This window comes from Aeromonas sp. R7-5 (genome assembly GCF_040908015.1).
GTDB classification, from domain to species: domain Bacteria; phylum Pseudomonadota; class Gammaproteobacteria; order Enterobacterales; family Aeromonadaceae; genus Aeromonas; species Aeromonas caviae.
Map to the genome: position 1 here is coordinate 357637 of NZ_JBFOCZ010000026.1, position 23237 is coordinate 380873.

The window sequence follows — 23237 nt, forward strand, 5'->3', positions numbered from 1 at the left end:
GTCAGCAGGGCGCGACCTGCCGCCTACAACAACGGGAGCCCCAGGGCTCCCGTTTCGTTGCTGGCAAGGGGCGGCATCTCGCCCCCGGCCCGCCTTCTTGCCTCCCGATGCCTCGGTTCGCCCTCCTGGCAGCACCATTTTGCCGCCGAATCCATCTATTGATACGATGCATTGAGTCACAACCCATCTGAAAAACAGATGGATGTGGGGATGATCGTGGGCAAAAAACGGGGTCAACGCGCCTCGATAGCCCCGCAGATGGCCCGTGCCGTATTTATCCCGCCCAGGTATCCAGACCAGGTATCCCGGCCAGGGGCCACCAGCCATTGCACCGCGACCGCCGAGGCGCCGCGTCGGTCCGTCAGTCCGCCAGTCCGCCAGTCCGTCAGCCCGTCAGTCCGTCAGTCCGTCAGTCCGTCAGTCCGTCAGTCCGTCAGTCCGTCAGTCCGTCAGTCCGTCAGTCCGTCAGTCCGTCAGCATATCAACCTGGCTACATCCGCCTGCACGCCAATAAAAACGGGAGCCTTGACGGCTCCCGTGACGAAGGGACGCTGGCCCGGGCTCAGCCCTGGTTGGCCGGATCCTCGTGGGCGGAGAACTCCCGCATGAAGGCCTCGGCCCGCTCCACCATCCTGGTGGACCCGACGAAGTAGGGGGTGCGCTGGTGCAGAGCGGTAGGCTGGATGTCCATGATGCGGCCAAAACCATCGGACGCCTTGCCACCGGCCTGCTCCACCAGGAAGGCCATGGGGTTGCACTCATAGAGCAGGCGCAGCTTGCCGTTCGGGGAGTTGGTGCCGGACGGGTAGATGTAGATGCCCCCCTTGAGCAGGTTGCGGTGGAAATCCGACACCAAGGAGCCGATGTAGCGGGAGGTATAGGGCCTGTGAGTCGCCTCGTCACGCTCCTGGCAGTATTTCAGGTACTTCTTCACCCCGTCCGGGAACTTGATGTAGTTGCCCTCGTTGATGGAGTAGATCTTGCCCTCCTCCGGAATGCGGATGTTCTCGTGGGAGAGACAGAAGCAGCCGATGGAGGGGTCATAGGTGAAGCCGTTGACCCCAAAGCCGGTGGTGTAGACCAGCATGGTGGAGGAGCCATAGACCACGTAGCCCGCCGCGACCTGACGGTGACCCGGCTGCAGGAAGTCCTCCAGAGTGACCCCGGCGCCCGGTTTGCTGACCCGGCGATAGATGGAGAAGATGGTCCCGACCGAGACGTTGACGTCGATGTTGGAGGAGCCGTCGAGGGGGTCTATCAGCACCACGTACTTGGAGTGACGGGAGAGCTCGGAATCGAAGGAGACGAAGTCCTCCTCCTCCTCAGAGGCCATGCCGCACACCTCGCCACGGGCCTCCAGCGCCGCCTTGAAGCGCTCGTTGGCATAGACGTCCAGCTTCTGCTGCACCTCGCCCTGCACGTTTTCGGCGCCGATGGAGCCGATGATGTCCGCCAGACCCGCCTTGTTGATCTCCCGGTTCACCACCTTGGCGGCCAGGCGGATGGAGCTGAGCAAGGAGGTCAGCTCGCCGGTCGCGGTCGGGTAGTCCGCCTGCTTTTTGACGATGAACTCGCCCATGGTGATCATGTTTCGCATTCTTGTTCCTTTAAGATCGTTTCCGTTGGCCGTTGAAAACGTTTGCAAGTGTCGGCAAAAAAAGTGCCGATCCCCGGCAGCGTTGTTTTGTAACCCAATGTAACGCCTGTTTTTTGTTTTTGCAGCGAATTAAGCCGTTCTTTAAATCGCCAGAAAACCGCGCCACCACAGGCTTTCGGCGTGAAACAAGGGTGCCATCCGGCATCTTTTGGGGGGTTAATTCGTGACAAGAATGCATCCGGGCCGACGCGGCTGCCCGCCTTGCTCCCCCTGGCGCCCGGCAATGTTGCGCCAGAGGCGCCCCTCTTGAGATCTGCCCCCCAATCCCGCACACTGGCTGCGCTTTGGAAGCAAAAAAACATAAGGATATTCAATGAAAAAGTCGCTTATCGCCGGGGCGGTTGCCGCTCTGCTCACCCTCCCCGTCCTCGCCGCCCAGGTGCCTGAAGGCACCCAGCTTCTGCCAGCCGCCCAGCAAGTGTTCGTGCGCAACATCGGCACCGAGCCTGCCTCCATCGATCCCCAGATGGTGGAAGAGAGCGCGGGCAGCGACGTCGTCAACGATCTGTTCGAGGGGCTCTACACCCTGGATGGCAACGGCAAGCTGCAGGCGGCGGGCGCCCTTGGCTACGAGCTCGATGCCACGGGCACCGTCTACACCTTCAAGCTCAGACCCGATGCCAAATGGTCCAACGGCGAGCCGGTGACGGCGGCGGACTACGTCTATGGCTGGCAGCGGGCGGCGGACCCCAAGAACGCCTCCAACTACGCCTGGTTCATCGAGCTGACCGGCGTCGCCAATGCCAGCGACGTGGTGCAGGGCAAGCAGAGCCCGGATGCCCTGGGGATCAAGGCACTCGATGACTACACCCTGCAGATCACCCTGAAAAACCCGGTCCCCTTCTTCCTCAAGACCCTCTCCCACTACACCACCTTCCCGGCGCCCAAGGCCACCATCGAGAAGTTCGGTCATGAGTGGGTCAAACCGGCCAACATCGTCTCCAACGGCGCCTTCGCCCTCAAGGAGTGGACCCCGAACGAGCGCCTCATCGCCGAGCGCAACCCCCACTACTGGGACAACGAGCACACCGTGCTGAACAAGGTGATCTATCTGGAGATCGTCTCCGATACCGCGGCCTACAACCGCTATCGTGCGAGCGAGCTGCACTACACCACCTATCCCCTGGAGCAGTATCAGCAGATCAAGCGCCAGAGCCCGGAGGAGCTGGTGAGCGCCCCCATGCTCGCCACCTACTACTACGTCTTCAACACCCAACGCAAACCCTTTGACGACGTCAGGGTGCGCAAGGCACTCTCTCTTGCCATCGACCGGGACACCATCACGGAGAAGATCCTGGGACAGGGGCAGCTCTCCGCCTTCAGCCTGACCCCGCCGAGCGTGGACGGCTTCGAGCTCAAACGCCCCGCCAGCGAGCTGATGAGCAAGGAAGAGCGCATCAAGCAGGCCAAGGCGCTGCTTGGCGAGGCGGGTTACGGCCCTGACAAGCCGCTGACGGTGGACATCCTCTACAACACCAACGAGGGGCACAAGAAGATAGCGCTCGCCATCTCCTCCATGTGGAAGCACAACCTGGGGGTCAAGGCGGAGCTCAACAACATGGAATGGAAGACCATGGTGTCGGCCCTGAACGAGGGTGACTTCGGGGTGAGCCGCTACTCCTGGAACGGAGACTACAACGATGCCTCCACCTTCCTCGACATCATGACCTCCAGCAGCAGCGCCAACAGCGGCAAGTGGTTCAACAAGGAGTACGACGCCCTCCTGGCCAAGGCCCATGACGCCAAGGATCCGGCCGAGCGCAACCGCCTCTATCAGCAGGCCGAGGTGCTGATCGACGAGGAGGCCCCCATTGCCCCTGTCTACTTCTACGTGAAATCACGGCTGCTCAAACCCAACGTCAAGGGCTACCCCTACCAGAACCCGCAAGACCTGGTCTATGCCAAGGATCTCTATCTGACGGCGCAGTGACGCTAGGCACCGAACCAAAAAGACCGCCTCGAGGGCGGTCTTTTTTTATCCTACTTCTCCTGACAGCCCGCCACCGCGAGCCGGGCGCGTCTTCGCACCGTCACGGGCCTCACCAGCAACTGCGCCAGCAGCACCCCCATCAGGGTCATGCCGCCACCGATGAGGTGATAGCTGGTGAGCCGCTCCCCGAGCCAGCTGATGGCAAGGGCGGCCGTCATCACCGGCAACAGGTTCATGAAGATGGCGGTGCGGCTCGCCCCGAGCAGGGCAATGCCCTGCATCCAGAGCCAGGGCGAGAGGGCCGAGGTCGGGATCCCCGCATAGAGGATGAGCCAGAGGGCGCTGCCATCGGGCCAGTGCCCGTCCACCAGCAGATAGAAGGGGGTGAGGAACAGGAGGCTGCACAGCACCTGACCGTAGAGCATGGACCAGTTGTCCAGCCCCAGATCCCAGCGCTTGAGCAGCACGCTGTAGAGCGCATAGGTGGCCGCCGAGAGCAGCATGTAGACGGAACCGATATGGATGCCCTGGGTCAGCAGCCGGGCCGGATCCCCCTGCCCCAACAAAATCGCCAGCCCCAGAATGGAGATGGCGCCTCCCAGCAGCGCCCCCCAGGTGGGCCGCTCGCGCAGCAACCAGATGCTGAGCAGCACCGTCATCAAGGGGGTCAGTCCCATCATCAGGCCAATCTCGGTGGCCCCCAGGGTCTGGGCCGCGTAATAGCCAAAGGTCTGGTTCAAGACCATCCCGAGCAGGGCCAGCACCGCCAGCTTCGAGAAACCGGCCCGCAGTTTGCGGCGCTCGCGCCAGGCCCGGTGAGCCAGAAACGGGGTCAGCACCAGGGCCGCCACCATCCAGCGCGACCAGGCGAGCGCCGCAGGAGACAACACCCCGACCGCCAGCTTGCTGACGATGCCATTGCCGGCCCAGATGGCCATGCAGGAGAAGGGAAACAGGAAGGCAAGGGGCATTGCGATATCCAGAATAAAAAGGCGGGTATTGCGCGCGAGTATAGAGAGGCAATCAGGATAAGCAAGCCTGCCAACGCAGGAAGAAGCGCCATGACGCGAACGGTTGGCACCGCGCCCAGGCTCCATCAACAATCATGCCCGCACAGGGGCGGGCATGAGGGGGACCAGGGTCAGCCTGAGGCGCCTCAGGCGGCATCCATGTGGAGCCTTGAAATCAGTTCATTGACCTCGAGCACCGTCTGGCGATGGGGAATGTCGGCTTGCAATGGCATCATCAGCAAGCCCGACTGGAAATCGAAGCGCCCCCTGCCGTGGATGTAAATCCGCCCCTTGAAGAAGGTTTTGACATGTTTTGCCACCATCAGTGGCAGGTACTTCTTGAACACTCTCATCGTTTGCAACCTCTTGAAGTTGTATCCGTATGACAGCAGCTTATGCGAAATAATTCCGTTAAATTTATATAAAAAACCGGAAAATTCGACTCTCTCTTCCCCAAAAAACCAAACTGTAACTTATTATTAACTTTTACCGTATTGTATGCGGTCCTTCCAGCCAGAGCAAGACTCCTTTGCCATCTTGCCATTCGATGCAGGCCAGCCCGGACGTCGCGAACATGGGGGCCCCTGCCGCCGGGCAGAGACTCTGGACCAGATACCCCACCAGCGGCAGGTGGCTGACCATCAGGATGTTGTCATGCTCCGCCGCCAGCGCAGTGAGGTAGCTCGCCACGAAAGCCGGATCCCCGTAGGGGGTGATGTCGCCGCTCTCCTCGACCTTGAGGGCCTTGGGCAACTCGGGGGCGATGGCCTGCCAGGTCTGTCTGGCACGCAGGTAGTTGCTGTGGATCACCAGGTTCAGGGAGCCTGCCAATTGGGGAGCCAGCCAGCCAGCCATGTGGATGGACTCTTCGATGCCTTGCTCGGTCAGTGGACGCTGTTCATCAGTCTTTGCGTTCATGCCAGCCTGGCCATGACGCATGATGTAGATTTTCATTACAACCTCGCCCAGGGGGCCTGTTTAAATAGCGGGGGGATCTTACCCCGCCATGCCGGGGGAAACAATTGCGCCACCTCTCAGAAAAGGGTTTGCCTCGCAAGATAGCGGGGTCGATAATCATGTTTAAATTCAAATAAATTCACCGCGAGCCCCTCCCCAATGAGCCCATATGCCAGTCCCAATGACCATCGGCGGTATCACTATCTGGAGCTGGCAAACCGGCTCAGGGTCTTGCTGATCTGTGATCCCGAGACCGACAAATCCGCCGCCTCCCTGGCGGTGAATACCGGCCACTTCGACGATCCTGCGGATCGCCAGGGCATGGCCCATTTCCTCGAGCATATGCTGTTTCTCGGTACCCGCACCTACCCCAAACCCGGTGAATACCAGCAATTCATGAGCCGTCACGGGGGCAGCAACAACGCCTGGACCGGTACCGAGTTCACCAACTTCTTCTTCGACATCGACAACGGCTTCTTCGAGGCGGGGCTCGACCGGTTCTCCCAGTTCTTCATCTGCCCCACCTTTGCACCGGAGTGGGTCGACAAGGAGCGCAACGCGGTGGACTCCGAGTACCGCCTCAAGCTGCAGGACGATGTGCGCCGCAGCTACCAGGTGCACAAGGAGACGGTCAATCCGGACCACCCCTTCTCCAAATTCTCGGTGGGCAACCTCGATACCCTGGCGGATCTCCCCGGCCGGGATCTGCGCTCGGACCTCATTGCGTTCTACGAAACCCACTACAGTGCGGATCGCATGGCGCTGGTCATGCTTTCACCGGCACCCATCGAGACCCAGCTGGCCTGGTGTGATCGCTTCTTTGGTGCCATTCCGGATCGCCGCCTCGGCCCTCCGGTACTGAGCCATCCTCTCTACCGGCTCGATGATCTCGGCATTCGCATCCAGCTGACCCCGGTCAAGGAGACCCGCAAGCTGGCGCTGACCTTCCCGCTGCCGTGCGTGGATGAGTATTACGACAAAAAACCCCTCACCTTCCTGAGCCACCTCATCGGCTATGAGGGGGAAGGCAGCCTGCTCTCCCTGCTCAAGGGGCGGGGCTGGGTCAATCAGCTCGCCGCTGGCGGCGGCATCAGCGGCGCCAACTTCAAGGACTTTGGCGTGAGCTTTGGCCTCACCCCCCTTGGGCTTGAGCATGTGGACGAGATCATCGCCGCCCTGTTTGGCTATCTGAAGCTCATCGAGCGCGACGGGGTGCAGGCCTGGCGCTATGAGGAGAAGCGCAGCGTGCTGGAATCCGCCTTCCGCTTCCAGGAACGGGGCCGGGCCCTCGACACCGTCTCCGGCCTCGTGCTCAACCTGTTCAGCTATGGGCCGGACGACCTGCTCTACGGCGATTACATGATGCGCGAGTTCGATGAGCCGCTGATCCGGCGCTTCCTCGCCAAGCTGACGCCCCACAATCTGCGAGTGACCATCCAGGCCCCGGAAGTGAGCACGGATCGCCTCGCCCGCTGGTACCAGACCCCCTACAGCGTCCAGAGCATCAGCGAGGCCGAGAAGATCCGCTGGCAGCAGAGTGAACCGGATCCCGCCCTGCACCTGCCGGCGCCCAACCCCTTCATCAGCACCCGCCTCGACGCCCGTCTGCCGGCACTGCCCGCCGACATGCCGTCCTGCCTCATCGACAGGCCCGGTTTCCGGCTCTGGCACCTGCACGAGCATCAATTCAGCGTGCCCAAGGGCAGCCTTTACATCTCCGTCGACAGCGAACATGCGGTCAAGAGCCCGCGTCACATCGCCATGGCGCGTCTGGCCGTGGAACTGCTCACGGATCACCTCAACGCCCTCACCTACCCGGCGGAGCTCGCGGGCCTTGGCTACCAGATTTATGCCCATCAGGGGGGCTTTACCATCAACCTCAGTGGCTTTGCCGACAAGCAACCGCTGCTGCTCGACATGATCCTCGGCAACCGCACCCTGGGGTATCCGGATCCGGCCCGCTTTAGCGAGATCAAGGAGCAGCTTATCCGCAACTGGGAGAACCAGTCCAAGACCCGCCCCATCTCCCAGTTGTTCAACCAGCTCACCAGTTTGCTGCAACCCAACAACCCGCCGTTCGAGCAGCTGTTGCGCCACCTGCGCACCGTCGAACTCGGGGAGATGCCCGGCTTCGTCTCCGAGCTCTTTGCCAGGGTGCATCTGGAGGCCCTGGTACACGGAGACTGGACGGCCGCCGAGGCCCTCGAACTCGCGGCCCTGCTGGAGCGCCACCTTGGTGCCAACAGCCAGCCCAGCGCCGAGACCCGCCGCCCCCTCATCTCCATCCAGGACAGAGGCACCCTCATTCGCGAGCAGGGGTGCGATCACGAGGACTCGGCGCTGCTGGTCTACTACCAGTCGCGCACCACCCGGGCCCGGGATCTCGCCTGCTTCACCCTGGCCAACCACATCATGTCATCCACCTTCTTCCATGAGCTACGCACCCGCCAGCAGCTCGGTTACGTGGTGGGAGCCGGCAACCTGCCCCTCAACCGCCATCCCGGTCTCATCTTCTATATCCAGTCGCCGGTGGCGGGGCCGCAGATCCTGCTGGATGCGGTGGAGGAGTTCATCGATCTCTTCCCGCTCGCCATGCTGGAGTTCACCGAGCAGCAGTGGCAGGAGAGCAAGGCGGGGTTGCAGGCCCAGCTCAGCGAGCGGGATGCCAACCTGCGCAGCCGCGGCCAGCGGCTCTGGGTCAGCATCGGCAACAAGGATCTGGGTTTTGATCAGCGCGAACGGGTACGCGAGGAGGTGGGCAGGCTCAGCCGTGCCGATCTGGTGCGCTTCATCACCCAGCTGAGATCCCGTACCTCGGATCGCCTCATCCTCTGCAGCTATGGCCTGGGCCACGAGCACGACGAGCGGATCACCGGCCAGTTTGTCGACGATCCCAGGGCATTTCGGCTCAACGCCGCCACCTTCGAAGGCTGACCTCCCCTGTTGGCAACGCGCAGACAATAAAAAGCCGACCCCGTGGGGTCGGCTGGAAAAACCATAATCAATTGCGACCAGAGCCGCCAAAAGTGAACATGAGCGTGAAAATCAGACACTGGGTTGATGTTCGACCGGCGTTCAAACCAGAGCTCACCGGTCAGCACCAGCAGTGATTGAGAAACAGCCTCATCTTAGGCATTTCCCTGATTTTCCACGTTGATCTATGTCAAAGGAGGTAAAACAAGCGCCACTTCCATCCTTGGCATCGGCCTCGCGCCCTCTCAGCCCCGGCGGATCAGCCGGTAAGCCACCTCGTCGAAATAGGAGAGCTGCCCCGAGAGCACCCTGGGGTGATCCAGCTCCGCCCCCCGGCCCAGCACCTCGACACCAAAGTCGCGCTCAAACAGGGTGCGCACCTCCATCTCCCCCACCGAGAACGGCGGCTGTTGCTGCTGCTCGGGCTGATACTCGAGGGTCACCAGCAACACCTGCCCCCCCGTCTCCACCAGGCGGCTCATCAGGGCGGCATACTGGCGGCGCATGGCGCCCGGCAAGGCGATGAGGGCCGCCCTGTCATAGACCAGGCGATAACGCTGACCAAGCTCCGGGGCGGCGAAGAAGTCCCCCTGATAGATGCGCAGATCCTCGTGCCGGTTGCACTGATAGGGACCCACCTCGCTTCTCTCTGCACTCAGGTTGTTCTCGTCAAAAAACTGGGTAATGGCGAGCTCGGAGAGCTCGAAGCCATCCACTGGATGCCCCTGCTCACGCAGCCAGAGCATGTCCCGGGACTTGCCGCAAAGGGGTACCAGCACGGGGTCGCTCCCTTGCTGGGCTGACCACCAGGATTGCAGCCAGCGGTTGAAATCTGCCTGATGAAAGCCAATCCGGTTCTCTTTCCACTTCTGGTGCCAAAATGCCGCTTCCATCATCTTCCTCTCGTCATCTGCAATGGTGCATCACTATCACAACTTCACCGAAGTGGCGCAAGCCCCATGATCCCGCCCCTGTGCACGAGAAGGCTCACGATGGGCAGGCCTCAGGCCACGACCCCAGGCAGGCTTGTCGCCATCGCTGCCAGCCGGGTCAGGATCTGCGCGAAGGTGGGTCGCCGGGAAGGCACCTCAAAGCCGCACTCCCCGGCCAGTCGATGAAGGGGGTCAAGGTCGGCGTCCCCCCCATCACAGCGCGCCAGCAGTTCGGCCAGCAGGCAGCCAAAAGCCCGCACTTCCAGGCGCTCCAGCCGCCCGGCCAGCACCTCATCGGCGCGGTCGTAACAGGAGGCGGCACCAAAGTCACCGAGCAGCACCCGGCCCGGTGCCTGCGGCGAGTGAGGCATCGCGGGCTGCAAGGAGTACAGCAGGTTGTGGGCGTAGAGATCCCCGTGCAGGATGCCGCGCTCATGCAGATGCAACGCGGCGCTCGCCACCCCCTGCGCCATGGCAAGCAGGGCGTGCGGGGTGAAGGCCAGATCCTCCCCATAGACATCCCGGGTACAGGAGTCCAGGCTCGGGGGGCCCGCCAGGGTGGAGAAGGCGGGGTCTATCAGGGGCATCACCAGTGCCGGGATGCCGGAGGGATGATCGCTCACTCTCCCCATCACACCGACCAGGTTTGGATGACGACCGGCGGCCAGGGACGCAGTCATCTCGCTCAGGGGCAAGCCATCGCTGGTGACGGCCCCCTTGAAGAGCTTGACCGCCACCGCCCCGGGCCCTTCGGCACTCGCCCACTCGGCGCGATAGATGACGCCGGATGCCCCCTCCCCGAGCACATCCCCCAGTGAGAGCCCCTGCCAGGGGATCTCGGTAGTGAACTCCGATGTGCCGTTCAGACACACCTGCTCATCACAGAAAGGGTTGCCCGCAAAGGCCAGCCAGGACAGACGCGGCATCGAGGGCAGCCAGCCAGGCAGCGCTGGCAGGCGGTTGGCGGCGATGCGCAAAAGCTCCAAACGGTGGCAACCGGCAAGCGTCTCGGGAAGCTCATGTAGCCGGTTGCCCGAGAGCATCAGCTTTTGCAGGGCGTCGCACTGCCCCAGCTCGTCCGGCAGTCGTTCAATGGCATTGTCGGTCAGGATCAGCCAGCGCAATCTGGTGGGCAGGGAGGCGGCCGGGACGGTCGCGATGCGGTTGGCCTTGAAGCCCACCATGGTGAGCGCTGGGCAGCGCCCCAGCACCTCGGGCAGTTCGGTGAAGTTGTTCTCGGAGCAGAAGAGGATGCGCAGCTTCTTGCATTCGGCCAGCGCGTCAGGCAACTCGCTCAGCTGGTTGCCGGTGAGATCCAGCACCTCCAGGGTCTCCTTGAGGCTCAGGATCTCGGGAGGGAACACCGCGAGGTTTTCAGCAAGTTTGAGGTGGCGGGCGCCGCAGAGTTCGCCTGCGCGAAGCTGTTCCAGGGTATGCATGGGATCGTCTCTATCAACATTCGGGCTTGCGGTGGCTCACTGCGGGGCACTCCCCCCAGACCACAAAGGAGGGGCATTATAGGGAATGACGGCCAAAGATGGCCGATTTTCTTGCAACGCCTTCTCTTGCAAAGGCCCCCCATCGCCACACTCCCGCTCTCCGTTGCCATGAACCATCCCGGTCGCGCGCTTGGGTGGTTGATCATTTGATTGGCGCCATATAGTATGGCGCCATACAAAGTCATTCGAGACTCACCATCATGATCACGCTGGAACAGAAACACCTCGCCCTGCTCGAGGATGCAGAGCGCCGCGGACACGCAGACACCCAAAACATACGCGTCTGCTTTGAGGTGTTGACCCTCGCCGCTGCCATCGATCAGGCGTGCGCGGCGCGCCTGGCCCCTCACCGCCTCTCCGAAGGCAAGTTCGTGCTGCTGTTTTTGCTGCGCGACCTGCCAGAAGGGTTGGCTCCCCACGAGCTTGCCGACAAGGCGGGGGTCACACGGGCCACCATCACCGGCCTGCTCGACGGGCTGCAACGGGACGGCCTGTTGGGTCGCCACAGCGACAGCCAGGACAGGCGAAAGATCTCGGTGCGCCTGACAGAGCAGGGCCAGGCTCTGGCGCAGCACCTGCTCGATGAGCACAGCCAGTGGATAGGCTCCCTGTTTGCCGGGTTCGATCAGGCAGAGCGAGAGACCCTGAGTACCCTGCTCAAGCGGGCCTGGCTCAACGTCATCTCATCCCGGGCAGGCTGCACTGAGGCCGCCACAGAGGAGCACCCATGACACGCAGCCGCATCACGGATATCGCCCCCTCCCGCCTCGCCCAGCTCAACCGGGGAGAGGCTGAGGCAAACAACCTGACCGAATGTCTGGCGGTGGATTTTGCCGCCCTGATGCAGTGTACCCTGCCTTCGCTCGGGCCCCAGGCGCTGGCATCGATGCACGCCGCATCCGGGGAGGGCATTACCCGGCGCATGGCACTGGCCGCCAGGCTGCTCCTGACCGAGAACGGCACGAGGGATCTTGCGGCGCTCAGCCGTCATCCCTCCGATACCGTGCGGGGCTGGGCCTGTTTCATGGTGGGCGCGAGCGAGGGGCTGTCGCTCAGCGACCGCCTGGCCCTCATTCGCCCCCTCGCCGATGACCCGCACTTTGGGGTGCGCGAGTGGGCCTGGCTCGCAATGCGATCGACCATTGCTGCGCAGCTCGAGGTGGCCATTGCCGCCCTGGTGCCCTGGACGGCGGAGCCGTCCGAGCGACTGCGACGCTTTGCCAGCGAAGCGACCCGGCCCCGCGGCGTCTGGTGTACCCATCTTGCGTCCCTGCGACAAGCGCCGGAGCAGGCCCTGATGCTGCTCGAGCCCCTCAAGGCCGATCCCGCCCCCTATGTGCAGGACTCCGTTGCCAACTGGCTGAACGATGCGAGCAAAGACAGGCCACAGTGGGTCACTGACCTCTGCGCGCGCTGGTCTCGCGAAAGCCCCAGTCCCGCGACAACCCGGATTTGTCAACGCGCCTTGCGCACCTTGCGCAAGGGCCAACTCCCGAAGGAACCCCTATGACCCACTATCTGGCAGAGCTCTACACCCCCACTCCCGCCTGGCTGGCATTGAGCCAGACGGCTCGTCAGCAGTTCTTCGAGGCCATTGGCACAGGCATGGCCAACCTCGCCGCCCTCGGGGTGGAGCCCATCGCCCTGGGCGAGACCGATGCTGCCACCCTCCATGGTACGCCTCACCCCTTCTTCGCCATCTGGCGCGGGCCGGATGCCGCAGCCATCGAGGCCCTCGTCCAGGGAATAGCCGCATCGGGCTGGCACGACTACTTCGAGACGGTCAACGCCACCGGCGCCGGTGTCTCCCTGGGCGAGCACCTTGCACAGTTGGCCGCCCTGCCCTGCGCCGCCACATCCAGCCCCGCCCTGGCCGGATAACCCCTAAAAGAGCGTTATCCCACCAGGCTTTGCGTCAGTGCCGCCGACACCGGTGGCACTGTTTTCCATGCCCTGCCCTTGCAAACCCAGGTCACCACCACCTGGGAAAGCGGCGCCACAGCCCCGCTCCCTTCTCACTTCCTTCCACTCCCTTCAATAAACGCTGATATCTCCCGATACCGTGATGAGCCATCGCCGATGGCACAAGTGAGCAAGATCCGGGTCGTCGTGACAAAGGTTCGCCGCCATAGTGCTTTCAAACCAACAGTGCTTTCGACCCCCAAAGCTTTGAACCGAAGGAGGGTTGAACCAAAGGAGGTTTGAACCTGGAGGGGGTTGAACCCATCCACTTGTCTGCCAATCCTGCATGAGCGTCGCCACCTGGCGCCATGCACATCTCGCGAGGGAACTGCCATGTCATTACTGTCCAACAAGGTCGCCATCATCACGGGCGCCAGCTCCGGTATCGGTCGCGCCAGCGCCATCCTGTTTGCCAGGGAGGGAGCCAGCGTCGTCGTCGGCGCCCGCCGCCAGCCTGAGCTGGATCTGCTGGTGGAGGAGATCAGGGAATTCGGGGGCCAGGCGGTAAGCCTGGCGGGGGATGTGAAAAGCGAAACCTATGCCCGCGCCCTGGTGGATCTTGCGCTGACCCGTTTCGGCGGACTCGATATCGCCTTCAACAACGCCGGCACCACGGGGACACCGGGCAGCGTGCCGGGGCTTGAACTGGCGCAGTGGCAGGAGACCCTGGATACCAACCTCACCAGCGCCTTTATGGGGGCCAAGTACCAGATCCCCGCCATGCAGGCACGCGGCGGCGGCTCGCTGATCTTTACCTCCACCTTCGTCGGCCATACTCTGGGGCTGCCCGGCATGGCGGCCTATGCCGCGAGCAAGGCGGGCCTCATCGGCCTGACCCAGGTGTTGGCCGCCGAATATGGGGCACAAGGGGTGCGGGTCAACGCCCTGCTGCCGGGGGGCACCGACACCCCCATGGGGCGGGCCTTTACCGATACACCGGAGAGTCTCGCCTTTGTGCAGCATATGCATGCCCTCAAACGGCTGGCCCAACCGGAGGAGATCGCCCGCTCGGCCCTCTATCTCGCGTCCGATGCATCGAGCTTTACCACCGGCATTGCTCTGCTGGCCGATGGTGGGGTATCTATTTGTCGCACATGACCTTGTCGCACCCAAGATACTGCGGCTGCAAACCTATCGTGAGAGCGCCTTATGTCTGATTACGCCCGCATCGCCGATGCCATCCGTTTTATCGCAAGCCAGGTGGCGCGCCAGCCCACCCTGGACGAGATAGCGGCGCACGTTCACCTAAGCCCCTTTCACTTCCAGCGGCTCTTCAGCCGCTGGGCCGGAGTGACCCCGAAGCGCTACTTGCAGGTGTTGACTCTGGAGCGGGCCAAGGCGCTGTTGCAGGAGTCGCGCCCGCTGCTGGAAGTGGCCGATACCCTGGGCCTGAGCAGCGGCTCGCGGCTCTACGATCACTTCGTGCAGCTCGAGGCGGTGACGCCGGGGGAGTACAAGCAGCGCGGGGCCGGTCTGGTTATCGATCACGGGGTGCACGACACCCCCTTCGGCCAGGCGTTCGTCGCCCTGACCCCGCGGGGAGTGTGCAACTTCTCGTTTCTCGATGACCAGGCCCCACAAACGCCGCTGAGTGCCCTCGCCCACAGCTGGCCCAAGGCGGAGCTGCGGGAGGCGCCATCACGCACCCAGGGGGTCATCCACACCATGTTCGATAGCAGCAAGAAGGCGGATCGCCCCCTCTCGCTGCACGTGAGCGGCACCAACTTTCAGATCAGCGTCTGGCGGGCGCTATTGCAGATCCCGCCCGCCAAGGTGGTGAGCTACGCCCAGGTGGCAAACGCCGTCGGCAACCCCAAGGCCGCCCGCGCCGTGGGGCTGGCGGTGGGCGCCAACCCCGTCGCCTTGATGATCCCCTGCCACAGGGTCATCCAGCAAAACGGCAAACTCGGCGGCTATCACTGGGGCGAGACCCGCAAACAGGCGATACACGCCTGGGAAGCGGCGAGGTATGAGTGAACTCGGCCTTTTCTGCCCGGCCTGATGAGGAGAATAGGAATCTTGGTAGTGAGTCAGCAGACAATCCGACTGCGCCAGATAAGCGTGTGGCGATATAAAACGGGGACATAAGAAGAATCGGGGTGCAGATCACCCCCTTTTATTGCTTTGGCAAGGCATGGCGCTCAGCTATGTCACTCCCATCGAATTGACAAAGAGACACGTAGGGTGCAATTTCATTGCACCCTACGGTACTGTAACGAGTAATCAATCATGACATAGAACATTCAGCAGCCAGTTCATCAAGCACTGCGAATACTCCATCAAGATCATCACGATAGAACGCTGTATAATTTGATGTAAATACACATCTCTCGCTAGTATTTAGCTTAAGTCCTCGGATCAGCTCGCGATTTTTAACCCAATAACTCCCCATCGCTATTTGATCCAAACCACCTGAAATTGTTTCTCTGGTGGCAATATAGCCATCGTCATTCCTACCCAAGAAAAATGTACTGCTTAGGTTTGACAAACAGTAATCAAGGAATATAAATATATTTCTTTCATCGTTATCAGGATTGAAGCATATATCAAATACGTAGTTGTTTACTAACCGAGCGATTCCACCATTATCCCCACTCCCGCTCTCATCGTAATACCCACAACCTACGCCTGAACCATCAGGAGGATTTGAGTTACTAAGTTGATATATAACGAATATTTTTACGATATTACGTGTAACAGCAACTCTTCGAGCGAGTGAGTTCTCTTCTGCTAATGTCGGGTCTTGTAATGCCTCTTCTATAAATTTAATATAAGCCGAACCAAGATAAACATCCACTGGCACATCATTAACTTCTGAAAAAAAGTTTTTCTGTTGATCGATATAAGTCTGCTTGAAGAGAAAGAAGACCTCCTGTGAGAATTTTCTCATTTCCATCAAAGCAAGATCTCTTACAAGCCCTGATGTAGGTGCATTATTATCTTGATGAACAATAAGTGCTCTTTGCAAATTATATAATTGACCACCACGATCAGATGAGCACTCTAGCCTAAATATCATGAGGTCATACCAACCAAGAGCACCACGTTCAGAACTTATAAGCTTCCGCAGTATGCCATTACCTTGATAGATATTTTCTCCAAATAATCGCCACGCAATTTCTATGACATTTTCAGAACTATTTGATAGCCGCCGTCCAGACCCACTGCCCCAACCGACGCTATTCAGCAATCGCAATAAAGAGTAAATTGAACGCTGACGCAACCCCTGATCATTATTATTGAACATTGAGTAATGTGGTATGTACGCAATAAGCGTATTTATCGCATCTGCTGCCTGCGTATTTGTGAGTTCATGAGATTGGTTGACTAAAACACGCCAAAATTGATCATGAGAATATTCTCCATTGGTCAACTCAAAATCCGGTAGTGTTAGTATTGACGTTATCAAAGAACCATTTTTAACCCGTGCAACTGCTTTTTGGTAAAGAATAAATGTCTGTTGTGGTTCGGGTGTTGAAAACCGAACAATGAGTTTTAGATATGCCTCTAAATTTCTAAAGCCACTACTATTAAAACATGCTCTAGTTCGGCGTTCAGCTTCATCGATATCACTGCTAAAACCAATGTCCACATTACTCACATCAAATAGCTGCGATAATAAAAATCGAGCAGGTCTTGGCAAGTTCTCTTTCAATTTTGAAAAAACATTTGAATTTATAAAACCTTTATTTTGGGGATCTTTCTGAACTGAAAATGAACCACTTCTACCTTCAGTCTCTTCTACATAAATACGTCTAAACAAACCAGGGTAATTAAGATACAACAATATAAGATTGATAAGATCTCTGTTATTGAAATCTGTTCTCCCCAAGTCTGTTTTCTCAATTTGCATTAAGATCATTGCATTAATGAATCGTTTTAACTTTCGTAAATTGCCAACCAAAGGCATATAGTCAGAAGCTAAAACACCATCAAAAATATCTGCAAGCTCATTAAGAATGGTACCGAGCTTGAACATGGTATCAGAAGGAACGAGGCTAAGCTGTTCATTACTATCTTGCCAATTTCGCCGCAAAAAATTACTGAGACTAGAGCTATCTACGAACAGGCTTAACTTTACCGTTACAAACTTTTCTAAAAACTCGCGCGCTCTTTCACCTTCTTCATTATTACCAGTAAGCACTTCGGTGTCATAGCAAAGAACATATGTTGCCTGAGACAGCTTGAAAGTCCTCCTCGTTGCAAACAAAACACTGTTTATTGTTTTCGCGTCCAGACGGTCTAGATCATCAATTACTATAATTACACGTCGATCGATACGGCGCAAAACATCATCAATATCATCGAGAAGTTCATCGATCGTTTCCTGAGAGGGCTCTAGCGAAAGCTTGAACCCGAAGAATGAAATATCTGTTTTTCCTTTGATAAGGCGGGAGTATCTCGAAGCTGCCGGTTTAAATTCTGGCGCAAATACCTTGTCTTGAATCACAGCTGATAGATCACGAATTAGGCGGTCAGCAAGATCAGGTTCAGAGGCATAGCGTAACGGCTCGAATCGACAAACAAGAACCTTGTCATCAGCATCTTCCCAATAACGCTCAACTAGATTAATAAAACTCGTTTTTCCTACGCCCCATGGACCATCAACCCCAAAGATCAATCCCGGATTGGAACCACTTGAAAGAACAGTCTCTGCAAACGATTTAGCCTGAAGTTCGTTTGTCAGAATATCGTCACTTCTATCGTCAATTTCTTCATCTGCTATGAAATAGAGCTGGGAAGTCATTTTTTCAGCGCGTGTTCTACTTTGCAAAATTGGTGATAGAAACATAGCGCAGAAAAAAATGAGAATAGCAGGAGCCCAATGTGGATCAGCGGATTGTAACGCTGCATGAAACTTTGCAAACCAAGGTGAGGCTAATTTGCTTGACCAAGCGCCAATAACCACACCTGCAAATAAATCAATACGATAACTACGAACTATACGCATAGCTGCCAAGTGAGCATTTCGCTTGACAGCGTAAAGCAGACAAATACACAAACCAGTTATTATTCCAATTACCTTTAGGCATAGAGAAATATCAACAATTTGCTGTGCGAAGCTAGTTCCCAAGAGAAAAAAGATACGTGCGACTTCAGCTCCAACAAAGCCAATAAAGAGCATCCTCGCGAAAACTAATAACTCGGGCATCTTCATCGCTGAAGGTTTACTCGCCATCGACTTCTCCTTTCGATGTTACTTGCAGTGTTAGGAAATCTACTTTACCACGCAAACGATATGAAAATGAAAAGACACTACTCGGGTGTCTTTCTTATTGCTGGGTGTTGGAGCCAACTGGTTGGAGGCTATGACCCCTCCCCGCTTTGCCCCGTAGCCAAATCAGATCGGGGTGATGGCGGTGATATGGGCCGAACCATCCAGGGATTGGAAGATCTGCACCACGGCTTCCCCGTGGATCGGGTTGGGCAGCGGCACCATGGTTTTGCATTTGAAACGGTAACTGGTACGCCTGCTATCACTTGGGGGGATTTTGAAGGAGTGCTCCCTTCCCATCTTTTGATGCTGGACACAGTGGCACTTAACTTTCTGGGCATAACACTCGTGGATGGCCTTCAGAGGCTATACAGCAAAGCCTTTCCTCTGCCCGGAGAAACCACAGCCTGCCGCCTTGTGTGGACGCGATGGATGGCACTCTGTCGATCGACCCAGGAACTCACCACGACAACGTTGGCAACAGGGCCCTCACCCCCTGCGCCCGAGGTCAAATTTTCTCGCAAACGATTGGAAAAAGAAAAGGCGCCTCAAGGGCGCCTTTTTGACAGTTTTGCGTGATCGCAGGGAGAGGCGTTAACCGCTTATTCCCATTCGATGGTTGCGGGCGGCTTGCCGGAGACGTCGTACACCACGCGGGAGATGCCGTTGATCTCGTTGATGATGCGGTTCGACACGTGGCCGAGGAAGTCGTACGGCAGGTGGGCCCAGTGGGCGGTCATGAAGTCGATGGTCTCGACGGCGCGCAGCGCAATGACCCAGTCGTACTTGCGGCCATCACCCATGACGCCGACGGAGCGCACCGGCAGGAAGACGGCGAACGCCTGGCTGACCTGGTTGTAGAGGTCGGCCTTGCGCAGCTCTTCGATGAAGATGGCGTCAGCCTTGCGCAGCAAGTCGCAGTACTCTTTCTTCACTTCGCCAAGCACCCGCACGCCCAGGCCCGGACCCGGGAAGGGGTGACGGTAGAGCATGTCGTAGGGCAGGCCGAGTTCGAGGCCGACGCGGCGCACTTCGTCCTTGAACAGCTCGCGCAGGGGCTCCACCAGACCCATCTTCATCTCTTCCGGCAGGCCGCCGACGTTGTGGTGGGACTTGATGACGTGGGCCTTGCCGGTCTTGCTGGCAGCGGATTCGATGACGTCCGGGTAGATGGTGCCCTGGGCCAGCCACTTGGCGTTCTTGAGCTTCTTGGACTCGTCGTCGAACACGTCCACGAAGACGCGGCCGATTGTCTTGCGCTTGGCCTCCGGCTCGTCGATACCCGCGAGAGCGGAGAGGAAGCGCTCTTCGGCATCGACCTTGATGATGTTCAGGCCGAAGTGATCGCCGAACATATCCATCACCTGCTGGCCTTCGTTCAGGCGCAGCAAGCCGTTGTCGACGAAGACGCAGGTCAGGCGATCGCCGATGGCGCGGTGCACCAGCATGGCGACCACGGAGGAGTCCACGCCGCCGGAGAGGCCCAGGATCACCTCGTCGTCACCCACCTGCTCGCGGATGCGGGCAACGGCGTCGTCGATGATGGTGGCCGGGGTCCAGAGGCATTCGCAGCCACAGATGTCCTTGACGAAGTGCTCCAGCATGCGGGCACCCTGACGGGTGTGGGTCACTTCCGGGTGGAACTGCACGCCGTAGAAGCGCTTGGCTTCGTCGGCCATGGCGGCATGGGGGCAGGTCGCGGTCTGGGCGATGGTGGTGAAGCCGGCGGGGATCTTGGTGACCTTGTCGCCGTGGCTCATCCAGACATCCAGCAGGGCATTGCCGTTGTCGGCAATGGCGTCTTCGATGTTGCGCAAGAGAGCGCTGGTCTTGCCGGACTGGCCCAGCACTTCGACCTGGGCGTAGCCGAATTCACGCAGGTTGGAGGACTGCACCTTGCCGCCGAGCTGCTCGGACATGGTCTGCATGCCGTAGCAGATACCGAACACCGGCACACCGGCGTTGAATACGTACTCGGGGGCGCGCGGGCTGCCCGCCTCGGTCACGGATTCCGGGCCGCCGGAGAGGATGATGCCGCTCGGGTTGAACTCGCGGATCTGCTCTTCGGTTACATCCCAGGCCCACAGCTCGCAGTAGACGCCGATTTCACGGACGCGACGGGCGATGAGCTGGGTGTACTGGGAACCGAAATCCAGGATAAGGATACGGTGGGCGTGAATGTCTTTAGTCATTTTATTCCTGCATCAGGCTGATGTTGTCACAAAAAGCACGGGATAAAAAAAGGGTGGAAAAACGGGGCGCAGAGCCCCGTTTCATCAGCCCATCCGGTAGTTGGGGGCTTCTTTGGTAATGGTCACGTCGTGAACGTGGGACTCTTTCATCCCGGCGCCCGAGATGCGCACGAACTCGGCCTTGGTGCGCATGTCGTCGATGGTCGCGCTGCCGGTCAGCCCCATGGAGGAGCGCAGGCCGCCCATCTGCTGGTGGATGATCTCTTTGAGGCGGCCCTTGTACGGCACGCGCCCTTCGATCCCTTCCGGCACCAGCTTGTCGGCGGCGTTGTCGGTCTGGAAGTAACGGTCGCTGGAGCCTTTGGACATGGCACCCAGGGAGCCCATGCCGCGGTAGGACTTGAAAGAGCGGCCCTGATAGAGCTCGATCTCGCCCGGCGCCTCTTCGGTACCGGCAAACATGGAGCCCACCATGACGCAGCTTGCGCCCGCGGCGATGGCCTTGGCCACATCGCCGGAGAAGCGGATGCCACCATCGGCAATCACCGGCACGCCGGTGCCTTCCAGGGCGTCAACGGCGTCGGAGATGGCGGTGATCTGGGGCACGCCCACGCCGGTCACGATACGGGTAGTACAGATGGAGCCCGGGCCGATACCGACCTTGACGGCGTTGACACCCGCTTCCACCAGCGCCTTGGCGCCAGCGGCAGTGGCGACGTTGCCGCCGATGATTTGCAGGTCAGGATAGGCTTCACGGGTCGCCTTTATGCGATCCAGCACGCCCTGGGAGTGGCCGTGGGAGGAGTCAATCAGCAGCACGTCCACACCGGCTTCCACCAGGGCGGCGACGCGCTCTTCGTTGCCTGCACCGGCACCGACGGCGGCACCGACCCGCAGACGGCCACGCTCGTCTTTGCAGGCGTTGGGCTTGCGCTCGGCTTTCTGGAAGTCCTTCACGGTGATCATGCCCTTGAGCTTGAAGTCGCCGTTGACCACCAGCACCTTCTCGATGCGGTGCTTTTGCATCAGGGCCACCACCTCTTCACGAGGGGCCCCTTCACGCACGGTCACCAGACGATCTTTCTGGGTCATGATCTGTTCGACGGTCTGGGAGAGATCGATGACGAAGCGCACGTCACGGCCGGTGATGATGCCCACCAGCTGGTTGCCGTCAGTCACCACGGGGTAACCGGCGAAACCGTTCTTGTGACTCAGCTCCTTGATCTGGGCGATGGTCATGTCAGGGCGCACGGTAACGGGGTCGCTGACCACGCCGCTCTCGTACTTCTTGACCTTGCGCACTTCGGCAGCCTGCTGCTCGATGGACATGTTCTTGTGAATGAAGCCGATACCGCCTTCCTGGGCCAGTGCGATAGCCAGACGGGCTTCGGTCACTGTGTCCATGGCAGCGGAGATCATCGGGATATTCAGCGTGATCGCAGACGTGAGCTTGGTACGCAGGTCGGCGGTATTGGGGAGAACAGTGGAGTGGGCTGGAACCAACAGTACATCGTCGAAGGTCAGCGCTTCTTTGGCAATCCTGAGCATGGCAATATCTCACCGTTGAGGAGTGGGGGTGTAAAATATTGCCGACAAATTTTACTCATGCATTGGGCAGTGGTAAAGAAGTTTTTTGAATTTTTTATGGCGTAGCCCGATTTAACGCCACCAACAGGGCAAAAAACCAATAAATTCAGCCGTAACCATGCCGTTTTTCCCGACAAGATGATCTTTTTTGCCGTTGAGCCCCTTTCTGCCGCCAGTCTCCCGGAACGGCCTTTTTTCCCTCTCAGCCGTCAGCCAGACCGGGGGTCAGTTCCCCTGATAGCGGCCCGGCTTGTGCCAGTTCATCAGCATGGCGTTCATGGCCAGCGCACTCAGGGTTGACCAGAGCAGCAGGGGAAGCGGCAGGGTGAGCAGAGAGAGCGCAAACACCAGCACATCCAGCACCATCTGGCTCTTTCCCGCATTGATGCCGGTGCGCCGTTGTAGCCAGAGCGTCACCACGCCGGTGCCCCCCACGGAGGCATTGTGGCGCGCCAGAGACAAGACCCCCATGCCGAGGAAGGTTCCCCCCACCAGGGCGGCAAACAGGGGATGGACATAGCTCACCGTCAGCAGCAGCGGCACCGCCTGGGTGGCCGCCGAGAGGGCGACGTTGACGATCAGCGTCTTGAGGGTGAAGGCGCGCCCCATGGTGACGTAGCAGAACACCATGAAGGGCAGGTTCACCAGGAAGAAGAGCACGCCGATGGGCAGGGTGCTGACATGGGCGATCAGCAGGGCGATGCCCGCGATGCCGCCGGTGATCATGCCGGAACACTTGAGCAGATTGAGCCCCACGGCGATAAACATGACCCCTAGCACCATGCCGTAGACATCGTCCTTGAGGGTATGGGCCAGCCCCCTGCCCGCAGCCGCTGGCTGCATGGTCATTTCACCTTCCATATGACTCCTTAGATCCGATTTGATGGTGGCATCCGTTGCCCGACAACCAGGCCGCATTGGGGCTGATGGCGGCGACCCGTTCACCTTGCCGTCCCCACCCCCAATCTTGCGTCCCCCTCCCCCTGATGTCGCCATCGTGGGGATGACAAGGCACAGCAAAAAGAGCGCCAATCAAAACAAGAGTCCGCGATACCATAAATAATCGGATTTAAATTCTGATAAATACGCAATGTGCAGATCGAATGCACCACTTCAGTGATCGGCCATCATGGTGGCGCAGCATGTTTACCCGAGTCACCGAGAAAGGCCTCGTGGTATCCCCTTCACAGCCCGTTTTTTCGGCAGATCATGTCGATACGATGCCGCTTTTCAGCATGGATGATGCCTGTCATGGGGTAAGCCCGAGGGCCATACGGCGTGTTTCTTCGGGGCGGGCTCCAGGGGCGGATGTGGATGGAGCGC

Annotated in this window: 18 protein-coding genes; 7 read left to right on the top strand and 11 right to left on the bottom strand. The window is 59.2% G+C overall.

Annotated elements, in window-relative coordinates; all coding sequences use genetic code 11:
- Positions 1–562 precede the first annotated feature (562 nt).
- Entirely contained in the window at positions 563–1597 is a 1035-nt protein-coding gene (gene fbp, locus AB5Y53_RS10215; RefSeq protein WP_029314452.1) for a class 1 fructose-bisphosphatase, read from the bottom strand.
- Entirely contained in the window at positions 1585–1827 is a 243-nt protein-coding gene (locus AB5Y53_RS10220; RefSeq protein WP_368181903.1) for a hypothetical protein, read from the bottom strand. The genes fbp and AB5Y53_RS10220 overlap by 13 nt, the downstream gene beginning before the upstream one ends.
- A gap of 143 nt (positions 1828–1970) precedes the next feature.
- Between AB5Y53_RS10220 and AB5Y53_RS10225 the strand changes: the two genes are divergently transcribed.
- Complete coding sequence (locus tag AB5Y53_RS10225) at positions 1971–3587, top strand: peptide ABC transporter substrate-binding protein (RefSeq protein WP_010674562.1); 1617 nt, start codon at positions 1971–1973, stop codon at positions 3585–3587.
- A gap of 50 nt (positions 3588–3637) precedes the next feature.
- On the opposite strand, the gene AB5Y53_RS10230 is transcribed toward AB5Y53_RS10225, so the two are convergent.
- From AB5Y53_RS10230 to sixA, 3 genes are all read right to left on the bottom strand, one after another.
- Positions 3638–4558: a DMT family transporter gene (locus tag AB5Y53_RS10230; protein ID WP_039039040.1), complete on the bottom strand. Its 921-nt coding sequence runs from the start codon at positions 4556–4558 to the stop codon at positions 3638–3640.
- A gap of 185 nt (positions 4559–4743) precedes the next feature.
- Positions 4744–4950, bottom strand: a complete 207-nt coding sequence (locus AB5Y53_RS10235; protein ID WP_005324080.1) for a DUF1107 domain-containing protein — start codon at positions 4948–4950, stop codon at positions 4744–4746.
- Between the two features lie 133 nt (positions 4951–5083).
- Positions 5084–5551 carry a phosphohistidine phosphatase SixA gene (sixA, locus tag AB5Y53_RS10240; protein WP_069651167.1) on the bottom strand — a complete coding sequence of 156 codons (468 nt, stop codon included), beginning with the start codon at positions 5549–5551 and terminating at the stop codon, positions 5084–5086.
- Between the two features lie 162 nt (positions 5552–5713).
- On the opposite strand from sixA, the gene AB5Y53_RS10245 reads away from it, so the two are divergent.
- Positions 5714–8488: an insulinase family protein gene (locus AB5Y53_RS10245; RefSeq protein WP_201968965.1), complete on the top strand. Its 2775-nt coding sequence runs from the start codon at positions 5714–5716 to the stop codon at positions 8486–8488.
- A gap of 284 nt (positions 8489–8772) precedes the next feature.
- Here the strand turns inward: AB5Y53_RS10245 and AB5Y53_RS10250 are convergent, their stop codons facing one another.
- Positions 8773–9420, bottom strand: a complete 648-nt coding sequence (locus tag AB5Y53_RS10250; protein WP_368181905.1) for a thiopurine S-methyltransferase — start codon at positions 9418–9420, stop codon at positions 8773–8775.
- 110 nt (positions 9421–9530) lie between these two features.
- Positions 9531–10898: a leucine-rich repeat-containing protein kinase family protein gene (locus tag AB5Y53_RS10255; RefSeq protein WP_368181906.1), complete on the bottom strand. Its 1368-nt coding sequence runs from the start codon at positions 10896–10898 to the stop codon at positions 9531–9533.
- A 260-nt stretch (positions 10899–11158) separates the two neighbouring features.
- On the opposite strand from AB5Y53_RS10255, the gene AB5Y53_RS10260 reads away from it, so the two are divergent.
- The 5 genes from AB5Y53_RS10260 (at position 11159) to AB5Y53_RS10280 (ending at position 14897) form a co-directional block, all read left to right on the top strand.
- Positions 11159–11689, top strand: coding sequence for a MarR family winged helix-turn-helix transcriptional regulator (locus AB5Y53_RS10260; RefSeq protein ID WP_368181908.1), 531 nt, complete (start codon positions 11159–11161; stop codon positions 11687–11689).
- Entirely contained in the window at positions 11686–12468 is a 783-nt protein-coding gene (locus tag AB5Y53_RS10265; protein WP_368181909.1) for a HEAT repeat domain-containing protein, read from the top strand. The genes AB5Y53_RS10260 and AB5Y53_RS10265 overlap by 4 nt, the downstream gene beginning before the upstream one ends.
- Complete coding sequence (locus tag AB5Y53_RS10270; protein WP_368181910.1) at positions 12465–12839, top strand: DUF6616 family protein; 375 nt, start codon at positions 12465–12467, stop codon at positions 12837–12839. Before AB5Y53_RS10265 ends, AB5Y53_RS10270 begins: the two co-directional genes overlap by 4 nt.
- A 414-nt stretch (positions 12840–13253) precedes the next feature.
- A complete protein-coding gene (locus tag AB5Y53_RS10275; RefSeq protein ID WP_368181912.1) occupies positions 13254–14018 on the top strand; it encodes an SDR family oxidoreductase in 765 nt (254 codons plus the stop codon).
- Positions 14019–14069: 51 nt separating this feature from the next.
- The gene (locus AB5Y53_RS10280; RefSeq protein WP_368181913.1) at positions 14070–14897 is read left to right on the top strand and encodes a bifunctional transcriptional activator/DNA repair enzyme AdaA; all 828 of its coding nucleotides are present in this window, start codon (positions 14070–14072) and stop codon (positions 14895–14897) included.
- A 250-nt stretch (positions 14898–15147) separates the two neighbouring features.
- On the opposite strand, the gene AB5Y53_RS10285 is transcribed toward AB5Y53_RS10280, so the two are convergent.
- The 4 genes from AB5Y53_RS10285 to AB5Y53_RS10300 all read right to left on the bottom strand — a co-directional run bounded on the left by AB5Y53_RS10285 (position 15148) and on the right by AB5Y53_RS10300 (position 22775).
- A complete protein-coding gene (locus AB5Y53_RS10285) occupies positions 15148–18099 on the bottom strand; it encodes a KAP family NTPase (protein ID WP_368181914.1) in 2952 nt (983 codons plus the stop codon).
- Positions 18100–18737: 638 nt separating this feature from the next.
- Positions 18738–20327: a glutamine-hydrolyzing GMP synthase gene (gene guaA, locus AB5Y53_RS10290; protein WP_368181915.1), complete on the bottom strand. Its 1590-nt coding sequence runs from the start codon at positions 20325–20327 to the stop codon at positions 18738–18740.
- A gap of 84 nt (positions 20328–20411) precedes the next feature.
- Entirely contained in the window at positions 20412–21875 is a 1464-nt protein-coding gene (guaB, locus tag AB5Y53_RS10295) for an IMP dehydrogenase (RefSeq protein ID WP_010674549.1), read from the bottom strand.
- Positions 21876–22139: 264 nt separating this feature from the next.
- On the bottom strand, positions 22140–22775 hold the full coding sequence (locus tag AB5Y53_RS10300; RefSeq protein ID WP_010674548.1) for a YitT family protein: 636 nt from the start codon (positions 22773–22775) through the stop codon (positions 22140–22142).
- Positions 22776–23237 lie beyond the last annotated feature (462 nt).

Coding starts and splice junctions, on each gene's coding strand:
- fbp (WP_029314452.1), bottom strand. CDS start 1,597: ATGCGAAACATGATCACCATGGGCGAGTTCATCGTCAAAAAGCAGGCG.
- AB5Y53_RS10255 (WP_368181906.1), bottom strand. CDS start 10,898: ATGCATACCCTGGAACAGCTTCGCGCAGGCGAACTCTGCGGCGCCCGC.
- AB5Y53_RS10245 (WP_201968965.1), top strand. CDS start 5,714: ATGAGCCCATATGCCAGTCCCAATGACCATCGGCGGTATCACTATCTG.
- AB5Y53_RS10260 (WP_368181908.1), top strand. CDS start 11,159: ATGATCACGCTGGAACAGAAACACCTCGCCCTGCTCGAGGATGCAGAG.
- AB5Y53_RS10275 (WP_368181912.1), top strand. CDS start 13,254: ATGTCATTACTGTCCAACAAGGTCGCCATCATCACGGGCGCCAGCTCC.
- AB5Y53_RS10300 (WP_010674548.1), bottom strand. CDS start 22,775: ATGGAAGGTGAAATGACCATGCAGCCAGCGGCTGCGGGCAGGGGGCTG.
- AB5Y53_RS10265 (WP_368181909.1), top strand. CDS start 11,686: ATGACACGCAGCCGCATCACGGATATCGCCCCCTCCCGCCTCGCCCAG.
- guaB (WP_010674549.1), bottom strand. CDS start 21,875: ATGCTCAGGATTGCCAAAGAAGCGCTGACCTTCGACGATGTACTGTTG.
- AB5Y53_RS10285 (WP_368181914.1), bottom strand. CDS start 18,099: ATGGCGAGTAAACCTTCAGCGATGAAGATGCCCGAGTTATTAGTTTTC.
- AB5Y53_RS10280 (WP_368181913.1), top strand. CDS start 14,070: ATGTCTGATTACGCCCGCATCGCCGATGCCATCCGTTTTATCGCAAGC.
- AB5Y53_RS10250 (WP_368181905.1), bottom strand. CDS start 9,420: ATGGAAGCGGCATTTTGGCACCAGAAGTGGAAAGAGAACCGGATTGGC.
- AB5Y53_RS10225 (WP_010674562.1), top strand. CDS start 1,971: ATGAAAAAGTCGCTTATCGCCGGGGCGGTTGCCGCTCTGCTCACCCTC.
- sixA (WP_069651167.1), bottom strand. CDS start 5,551: ATGAAAATCTACATCATGCGTCATGGCCAGGCTGGCATGAACGCAAAG.
- AB5Y53_RS10270 (WP_368181910.1), top strand. CDS start 12,465: ATGACCCACTATCTGGCAGAGCTCTACACCCCCACTCCCGCCTGGCTG.
- AB5Y53_RS10235 (WP_005324080.1), bottom strand. CDS start 4,950: ATGAGAGTGTTCAAGAAGTACCTGCCACTGATGGTGGCAAAACATGTC.
- guaA (WP_368181915.1), bottom strand. CDS start 20,327: ATGACTAAAGACATTCACGCCCACCGTATCCTTATCCTGGATTTCGGT.
- AB5Y53_RS10230 (WP_039039040.1), bottom strand. CDS start 4,558: ATGCCCCTTGCCTTCCTGTTTCCCTTCTCCTGCATGGCCATCTGGGCC.